At 71.1% G+C, this 8450-nt stretch carries 6 protein-coding genes; 4 read left to right on the forward strand and 2 right to left on the reverse strand.

Annotation, left to right across the window (positions count from 1 at the left end; genetic code table 11):
* Positions 1-493: 493 nt before the first annotated feature.
* Genes ACWF94_RS25610 through ACWF94_RS25625 form a run of 4 tightly spaced genes read left to right on the forward strand, consistent with a single transcriptional unit; the run spans position 494 to position 5592 of the window.
* Positions 494-1612 carry a DegT/DnrJ/EryC1/StrS family aminotransferase gene (locus ACWF94_RS25610; RefSeq protein WP_453492935.1) on the forward strand — a complete coding sequence of 373 codons (1119 nt, stop codon included), beginning with the start codon at positions 494-496 and terminating at the stop codon, positions 1610-1612.
* The gene (locus tag ACWF94_RS25615) at positions 1609-2631 is read left to right on the forward strand and encodes a Gfo/Idh/MocA family protein (RefSeq protein WP_453492938.1); all 1023 of its coding nucleotides are present in this window, start codon (positions 1609-1611) and stop codon (positions 2629-2631) included. The genes ACWF94_RS25610 and ACWF94_RS25615 overlap by 4 nt, the downstream gene beginning before the upstream one ends.
* A 24-nt stretch (positions 2632-2655) precedes the next feature.
* A complete protein-coding gene (locus ACWF94_RS25620; protein ID WP_453492941.1) occupies positions 2656-4290 on the forward strand; it encodes a glycosyltransferase family 2 protein in 1635 nt (544 codons plus the stop codon).
* 18 nt (positions 4291-4308) lie between these two features.
* Entirely contained in the window at positions 4309-5592 is a 1284-nt protein-coding gene (locus ACWF94_RS25625) for a nucleotide sugar dehydrogenase (RefSeq protein ID WP_453492950.1), read from the forward strand.
* A 111-nt stretch (positions 5593-5703) separates the two neighbouring features.
* On the opposite strand, the gene ACWF94_RS25630 is transcribed toward ACWF94_RS25625, so the two are convergent.
* Together ACWF94_RS25630 and ACWF94_RS25635 are read right to left on the reverse strand one after the other, a co-directional pair.
* Positions 5704-6855, reverse strand: coding sequence for an acyltransferase family protein (locus ACWF94_RS25630; protein ID WP_453492944.1), 1152 nt, complete (start codon positions 6853-6855; stop codon positions 5704-5706).
* On the reverse strand, positions 6852-8450 hold a 1599-nt coding region (locus tag ACWF94_RS25635), incomplete at its 5' end, for a glycosyltransferase (RefSeq protein ID WP_453492947.1). The genes ACWF94_RS25635 and ACWF94_RS25630, both read right to left, overlap by 4 nt.

The raw sequence follows: 8450 nt of genomic DNA on the forward strand, positions 1-8450 counted from the left end.
CTGCCGGGTGAGAATCCCGTTCCGGACAATCCGGCGGGTGACCGGCCCGGCTCGGGACACGACCGGTCCCAGATCCTCGGTAGGGCGTTGGCTTGTGCCGAATGGGGCGTCGCGGCGGAGCAGCGGACCTCCCCGTCTGTGTCGGCGGCGACCGAGAGCTGACCAGTTGATGTCACCTCAGTGAACGAACCGTGTCCCATCCCACAGCGTCCGGGATGGGACACGGTCTTTGTCTCCGAATTGATGCAGGACCGCGTTGACGGCCTCAGAATTGGCCTCGAAATCCCTGATAATGTGACGACGGTCGCTGCCGGGTGAGAATCCCGTTCCGGACAATCCGGCGGGTGACCGGCCCGGCTCGGGACACGACCGGTCCCAGATCCTCGGTAGGGCGTTGGCTTGCGCCGAATGGGGTGTGCGCGGGCTCGTGAGGCGTCCGTACGCCCCAGACCTCCTGCCACAACGAGTCTTGCGGTGTTCAAGGAGGACGTCCATGACGAGCAGCCATCAGCAGCCCATTCCCGCCGCCCGCCCAGTCATCGGTGAGGAAGAGATCGAGGCCGCAGTCCGGGTACTGCGCAGCGGCCGGGTCGTACAGGGGCCGGAAGTGGCCGCGTTCGAAGAGGGATTCTCCGAACTGGTGGACGGACGCCACTGTGTGGCCGTCAACTCCGGCACTTCGGCGCTCCATCTGCTGCTGCTCGCCCTGGGTATCGGTCCCGGTGACGAGGTAATCGTTCCTTCCTTCTCGTTCGCCGCCACCGCGAACGTGGTCCGCCTCGTCGGCGCGGACGCCGTCTTCGCCGATATAGAAGCCGGCAGCTACGGTCTGGACCCGGCCGCCGTCGAGGCCGCCATCACCCCGCGCACCGCCGCGATCATGCCCGTACATCTGTACGGACACCCGGCCGCCATGGACAAGATCATGGCCATCGCCGACAAGCACCGGCTGGCCGTCGTCGAGGACGCCTGCCAGGCGCACGCGGCGGCGCTCAACGGCACCCCGGTCGGCGCGTTCGGCGCGGGCGGCACCTTCAGCTTCTACCCGACCAAGAACATGCACTCCCTCGAAGGCGGCATGGTCTCCACGGCCGACGCCGAGCTGGCGCGCACCCTGCGGCTGCTGCGCAACCAGGGCATGGAGCAGCGCTACGCCAACGAGATCATCGGCGTCAATATGCGGCTCACCGATGTCGCCGCCGCCGTCGGCCGGGTCCAGCTCACCAAGCTGCACGGCTGGACCGAGCAGCGCATCGCCAACGCCGCCTACCTCAGCGAGCACATCACCGCGCCGAACGTGACCACACCGACCGTGGCCGATGGCGCGCGCCACATCTACCACCAGTACACGATCCGCGTCAGCGGTGACCGCGACGCCTTCATGGCGAAGCTCACCGAGGCGGGTGTCGGCAACGCCGTCTACTACCCGACCCCCATCCACCGGCTGCGGCCGTTCTGGGAGCCGGACCAGAAGGCGGGCCGTCACTGGGACCTCCCCGAGACCGAGCGCGCGGCGGCCGAGGTCGTCTCGCTGCCCGTCCACCCGTCGCTGACCGCGGACGACCTCGAACGCATCGCCGCCGCCGTGAACGAGCTGGGAGAGAGTCTGTGACCACCGCGGGAACCAAGGGACTGCGGGCCGGCCTGGTCGGCCTCGGCTCGATGGGCCGCCACCACGCCCGTGTCCTCGCCTCGCTGGACGGTGTCCGGTTCGTCGGTGTCGTCGACCCGATGGGGGACAAGAACGGCTGGGCGCAGGGCGTGCCCGTCCTGCCGACGACCGCCGAGCTGATCGCCCTCGGTATCGACTACGCCGTGGTGGCCTGCCCCACCGCGCTGCACGAGGAGGTCGGCCTCGCCCTGGCGGAGGCCGGTGTCGGCGCGCTGATCGAGAAGCCGGTCGCGGACACCGTGGACGGTGCCCGCAGGCTCGTCGAGGCGTTCGAGTCGCGCGGGGTGGTGGCCGGAGTCGGCCATATCGAGCGGTGCAACCCGGCGCTGCGCTCGCTGCGGCAGCGGCTGGAGGCGGGGGAGCTGGGCGATGTGTACCAGGTCGTCACCCGTCGGCAGGGCCCCTTCCCGCACCGTATCGCCGATGTCGGCGTGGTGAAGGACCTCGCCACCCATGACATCGATCTCACCGGCTGGGTCACCGGCCAGAACTACACCTCGATCTCGGCGCGCACGGTCTCCAAGTCGGGGCGCCCGCACGAGGACATGGTCTCCGCGGTCGGCCAGCTCTCCGACGGCACCATGGTCAATCACCTGGTGAACTGGCTGAGCCCGCTCAAGGAACGGTTCACCTCGGTCACCGGCGAGAAGGGCTGCTTCATCGCCGACACCCTCACCGCCGACCTCACCTTCTACTCCAACGCCGCCCAGGCCACCGAGTGGGAGGCGCTCCAGGCATTCCGCGGGGTCGCCGAGGGCGACATGATCCGTTACGCCATCCCGAAGCGCGAGCCGCTGCTGGTCGAGCACGAGCTGTTCCGGGACGCGGTCCTCGGCAAGTCCGACGACATCTGCACACTCCGTCAGGGCCTTCGTACGGTCGAGGTGGCGGCAGCCGTCCTTGAGTCGGCGGCCGACGGCACCACTGTCGATCTCACCGCGCGCGCAGCGGCCCACTAGGGCGAGGGTGCCTTGTCCACTTCTGTGACCAGTCCTGATGTCACCGTCGTCGTCGCGGTGTACAACACCATGCCGTACCTGACGGAGTGCCTCAACTCCCTGGTCGGCCAGTCCATCGGCCTGGACAGGCTGGAGATCGTGGCCGTCGACGACGGTTCCACCGATGACAGCGGGGCGGAGCTGGACCGCTTCGCGCAGAAGTACCCGGACACCGTGAAGGTGATCCACCAGACGAACTCCGGCGGCCCCGCCGCGCCCAGCAACCGGGCGCTGGAGGCGGCCACCGGCCGGTACGTCTACTTCATCGGCTCCGACGACTACCTCGGCCAGGAGGCGCTGGAGCGGATGGTGAAGTACGCCGACCGGCATGAATCCGATGTCGTCGTCGGCAAGATGGTCGGCACCAATGGCCGCTACGTCCACCAGGCGCTCTTCAAGGAGAGCGCCCCGGACATAGATCTGTACGACTCCGCGCTGCCGTTCACGCTGGCGAACACCAAGCTGTTCCGGCGTGAGCTGGTGGAGAGACACAAGCTGCGCTTCCCCGAGGACATGCCGGTCGGCAGCGACCAGCCGTTCACCATCGAGGCGTGCGTCCGGGCCCGGAAGATCTCGGTGCTCGCGGACTACACGTACTACTACGCGGTCAAGCGCGGCGACTCCAGCAACATCACCTACCGCGCCGACCATCTGGCGCGGCTGCGCTGCACCGCCCGGATCATGCACCACGCGGCCGAGCTGATCGAGGCCGGACCCCACCGGGACAAGCTCTTCGAGCGCCACTTCACCTGGGAGCTGGCCAAGCTCGTCCAGGCGGACTTCCCGTCGCTGGACGGGCACACCCGGCACCGGGTGTGCGCCGGTATAGCCGAGCTGGCCGACAAGTACCTCACCGACCCGCTGCGGGACGCGCTCCCGGTGCGGCGCCGGGTCCGGCTCACGCTGGCCCAGCGCGGCGCGGTGGACGAGCTGGTGCGGGCCATCGAGGCCGAGGAGAAGGCCGGCGGATCGCTGCTGTTCCTGCTGGAGGGCGACCAGTCGGCGGGCGGCCGGGCCTTCGCCCGCTACCCCGGCTTCCGGGAGCCGATACTGAACATCCCGGACCGGGTCTTCGAGGTGCTCGACGAGTCGGTGGGCGCCCAGCTCGCCGCCGGTACGGAGCTGCTCGACGCCGCCTGGGAGCAGAGCGGGGACGACCTCGCCCTGACGCTGAAGGTACGGACCGCGCTCAGCGGCGAGGACACCTCGGCGGTGGTCCGGCTGATGCGCGGCACGTTTCCCAAGGGCGCCGACAAGGCCGGTGGCCGCCGGCTCCCGGCGGGCGCGGAACTGCCCGCAGCCGTGGGCGAGTTCACCCGGGAGCGGTCCGCCGGGGCGGGCACGGTGCTGCGCGCCCGTATCCCCGTCGAGGCCCGGACGGCATCGCTCGCGGTCCGGCTGTACGCGCAGCTCGCCGGGACGGTGTACGAGATCCCGGTGCCCGCCCGGGACAAGCCGATGCCGCTGGCCCGGCGCTGGCGCAGCGCCGTGCCCTACCGGGTGGCGGCGCGGGTGAACAACAAGGGCCGGATGGTCGTGGTGACCGGTCCGCTGTTCCCGACCCCCAGCAGATGGTGGCCGCGTGTGCGGTCCCGTCTGGTCCGTATGAAGAGGAAGTAATCCCCGATGGATACCCCGATGAACATCTGTGTAGTAGCGCTCGGCAAGATCGGGCTGCCGCTCGCCGTACAGTTCGCGGCGAAGGGCCACCAGGTCATCGGCGCCGATGTGAACGAGAAGGTCGTCGAGCTGGTCAACGCGGGCACCGAACCGTTCCCCGGTGAGCACGATCTGGACCGGCTGCTCAAGGAGACCGTCGGCGCGGGGCTGCTGTCCGCGACCACCGACACCGCCGCGGCCGTCGCCCGCTCCGAGGCCGTCGTGGTCGTCGTCCCGCTGTTCGTGGACGCCGAGGGCACCCCGGACTTCGGCTGGATGGACTCCGCCACCAAGGCGATCGCGCAGGGGCTGAAGCCCGGCACCCTCGTCTCGTACGAGACCACCCTCCCGGTGGGCACCACCCGCACCCGCTGGGCGCCGATGCTCGAAGAGGGCTCGGGGCTCGCCGCCGGGACGGACTTCCAGCTCGTGTTCTCGCCCGAGCGGGTCCTCACCGGCCGGGTCTTCGCCGATCTGCGCCGCTACCCCAAGCTGGTCGGCGGCATCGACGAGACCTCCGCCCGGCGCGGTGTGGAGTTCTACGAGAGCGTCCTCGACTTCGACGAGCGCGCCGATCTGCCCCGGGCCAACGGGGTGTGGGACCTCGGCACCGCCGAGGCGTCCGAGCTGGCGAAGCTCGCCGAGACCACCTACCGCGATGTGAACATCGGCCTGGCGAACCAGTTCGCCCGCTTCGCCGACAAGAACGGCATCGACGTCAAGAAGGTCATCGAAGCCTGCAACTCCCAGCCGTACAGCCATATCCACCAGCCCGGTATCGCCGTCGGCGGCCACTGCATCCCGATCTACCCCCGGATGTATCTGTGGAACGACCCGGAGGCGACCGTCGTGCGCTCGGCGCGCGAGGCGAACGCCGCCATGCCCGAGTACGCGATCGATCTGCTGGCCGCCGCCTACGGCGACCTCAAGGACGTGAACGTCCTGGTGCTCGGCGCCGCCTACCGCGGCGGGGTCAAGGAGACGGCCTTCTCCGGCGTCTTCGGGACCGTCGAGGCGCTCAAGGCGCGCGGAGCCGTCCCGTACGTCTCCGACCCCATGTACACGCCCGACGAGCTGACCGCGCACGGCCTCACCCCCCACCAGGGCGAGAAGGTCACCGCGGCCGTCCTCCAGGCCGACCACGCCGAGTACCGCGAACTGGCCGCGTCCGACCTCCCGGACGTCACCGTCCTGGTCGACGGCCGCCGCACGACCGACCCGGCGCGCTGGACCGGGGTCCGCCGCGTCGTCATCGGCGGCTGACGGCTTCTCTCCTTTTCTCTCTTTACGCGTATGGCTGTTCTCCTTACGCGTACGGCTGTGGCCGGTGCCCTCGGGCACCGGCCAGGGCCATACGCGCCGGGCCGCTCCCGGTCACTTCCCCAGGGGTACGCGTTCGGCGCGCTCCCGCTCCCGGGGCGCCGGGAGCGCCGGGCCGACCCGTCGCAGCCACCGCTCGGCGGGCCGCTCGACCGCCTCGTAACACACTCCGGCCACCAGCAGGCTCGCCACCGCGACGAACAGCCACACCGACAGGGTTTCCGCCCCCGGCCTTGGTTTGCCGTCCACGAACACCACCGCGCGCAGCACGATCTCGTGGAACAGGTACCAGGCGAACGACCAGTGCCCCAGCCGGATCATCCAGGGCCCGCCGAGCCCGGTGCGCCGCCCCCGCAGATCCGCCTGCGCGGCGGCGCAGATCAACGCCGCGAACAGCGGCGCCGACAGCAGCTGCGAAGCCGTGTACGGGCCGTACCAGAGGGAGTCGGGCACGGCCTCGTGCCAGGGGACGAGGGCCAGATGCCAGCCGACGACCAGCAGCCCGGCGACCCACAGCGGCACCGGGATCCGCCGGCCGCGCTTGACCGCGAGACCCGCCACCACCCCCAGCACGAACTGAAGGGTCCGGGTCAGGGGGAAGTAGTCCAGCGACCAGCCGCGGATCTGGGGGTCTAGCGGGGCGAGGCCGGTGCCCACCCACAGCGCGAACGAGCCGAGCGTCACCGCCACCGCCACGGCGGCCCACACCCCGGCCCGCCCCCGGGCGAGCAGCACCAGCAGCGCCGGGAAGATCAGATAGAACCACGCCTCGTCGCTCAGCGACCACGCCGCCGGGTTGCCGCCCGCCGACATCACGGGGTCGGGCACCCACGCGTTCACGGCCAGCAGCGTGGCGACGACCGCCGCCGCGGACACCGGGCGGTCCATCCAGACCCAGACGCCGACCGATGCCACCACACTGAGCGCGAGCAGCGGCCAGATACGGGCGAAGCGACGCCAGACGAAGACGCGGTACGGCACCCGCTTCCCGTCGTACGTCCAGGCCAGCACAAAGCCGGACAGCACGAAGAAGAACGTCACGCCGCTGCGCCCGTACCAGGCGGCGTCACTGATCCACGGGAGCGTCCCGGCCTGCCGGGACAGGTGGTACAGGACGACCAGCAGCGCGGCCCAGAACCGCAGGCCCGTCAGGGACGGAAGATGGTCCCGGCCGGTCGCCGCGGCCCCGGCCCCTGACCGCGTCACCGTTCGGCTGTCCTGCCCGGCCCGCCCAGCAGCAGCCGGTCGAACGCCTCGGCCACCACCGGCCAGTCCCAGGTGGCGATCGCGTACTCGGACGCCATCCGCGCCTGCTTGCGCCACACCTCATCGGAACCGGTCAGCGCGAGCACCCGGTCCGCGGCCTCCTCGGGCGACCCCACCACCCAGTCGCCGGGGAAGAGGGTCCGCGCGTTGGCAGGGCGACCGGAGAAGAACGGCCAGTCCCGGCCCACCGGTACGGCGCCGCTCGCGGCACCCTCGACGAAGCCGCAGTGGAAGCTCTCCCGTACGGAGGAGCTGAGGATCACCCCGACCCCGGTGAGCGCGCCGGGCACATCGTCGAGCTGCCCGAGGCGGCGGACCGCTCCGGCGCTCTCCAGATCGGCCAGTTCCCGCTCGTACTCACGGGCGTACGCCTTGGCCGCCGCGCTGAGCTTCGCGTCGACGTCCGAGCCGATCAGCAGGAGCCGGTAGCGCTCGTCCGACGCCCGCAGCAGCCGCAGTACCCGGATCGCCCAGCGCGGGTCCTTGGCGACGGCCGAGATACCGATCAGCGCCAGGGTGAACCGGGCGTCGGCGTCCTTGGGCAGGTCGTATCCGGCCAGGTCCATGGCATTGGGGATGACATGGAGCCGCGGCGCGTCCGGCCCCCGCAGCGCCGGCACCGCGGTCACGGTCAGATCGCGCAGATGCGCTCCGACGAAGACGAGGTCGTCCACCCGGGAGAAGTCCGTGAGATACGGCCAGGCGCTGAACGTCTCGTAGCTGTGCAGCCGCACCACGATCCGGGTGGTGCCCGGGTCGACGGCGGTGAACAGGGCCGCGGGCACGGTCATCCAGTCGACGAACACGGTGTCCGCCCACTCCAGATGGGGCCGCAGATGCTCCTCCAGCAGCTCGCCCACCGCGGGCTCGCCACCGAGCCGGAACGCGGCGAGCCGGTCCGCGGTGAGCTTGCCCAGCGCCGGGTCGTCCGCCACATCGAGCGTACGGACCTCGACATCCGGGTGACCCTCGTAGCGGTCCCGGATCTCACCGAGGAAGTGGTCGTTGCGGCGGACCGCGAAGAGCAGCCGCAGCGGCCGGCCGGCCGGCGGCGCCCCGGCCGGGGTCCCGCGCCCGGCGGTACGCGACAGCTCCTGGACCGCCGTGCTGTTCCACAGCGGGGCCGGGTAGCTGTCCGGCGCGTCGGCGAGCGGGGAGTCGGTCCGGTCGAAGTGCAGGACGCGGTGGAACGCCAGGCCCATCGCCCGCATCACCGACGCGGCGGCTTCCTTCCGCTTCCCGGCCGCCAACAGGGAGTCCGCACAGGCCAGTTCGGCCCGTACGGCGTCCATCAGCCGGTCCGGCACCTGACCCCGGGCGAGATCGAGCCGGGCCGCCTCGCCGAACAGCTCGGCATGGTGACGCGGATCGCGGGTGCGCTGCGCGGCCGAGGTGAGGGCGAGCACGGCGCCCCCGGGGCGGTTCGCCTTGCGCATGCCGTCGCCGACCCGGCGCGCGAGCTTGAACCGCACCCCGTCGGGCAGGCCCGGCGCCGTCACGGCGGCCCGCCACAGCCGCGCACCCGGTCCGGTGCC

The organism is Streptomyces sp. NPDC055078 (genome assembly GCF_053607985.1).

What these genes read in the sequence shown, in the direction of transcription:
- ACWF94_RS25625 (WP_453492950.1), top strand. Translation starts at nt 4,309, where the DNA reads ATGAACATCTGTGTAGTAGCGCTCGGCAAGATCGGGCTGCCGCTCGCC.
- ACWF94_RS25610 (WP_453492935.1), top strand. Translation starts at nt 494, where the DNA reads ATGACGAGCAGCCATCAGCAGCCCATTCCCGCCGCCCGCCCAGTCATC.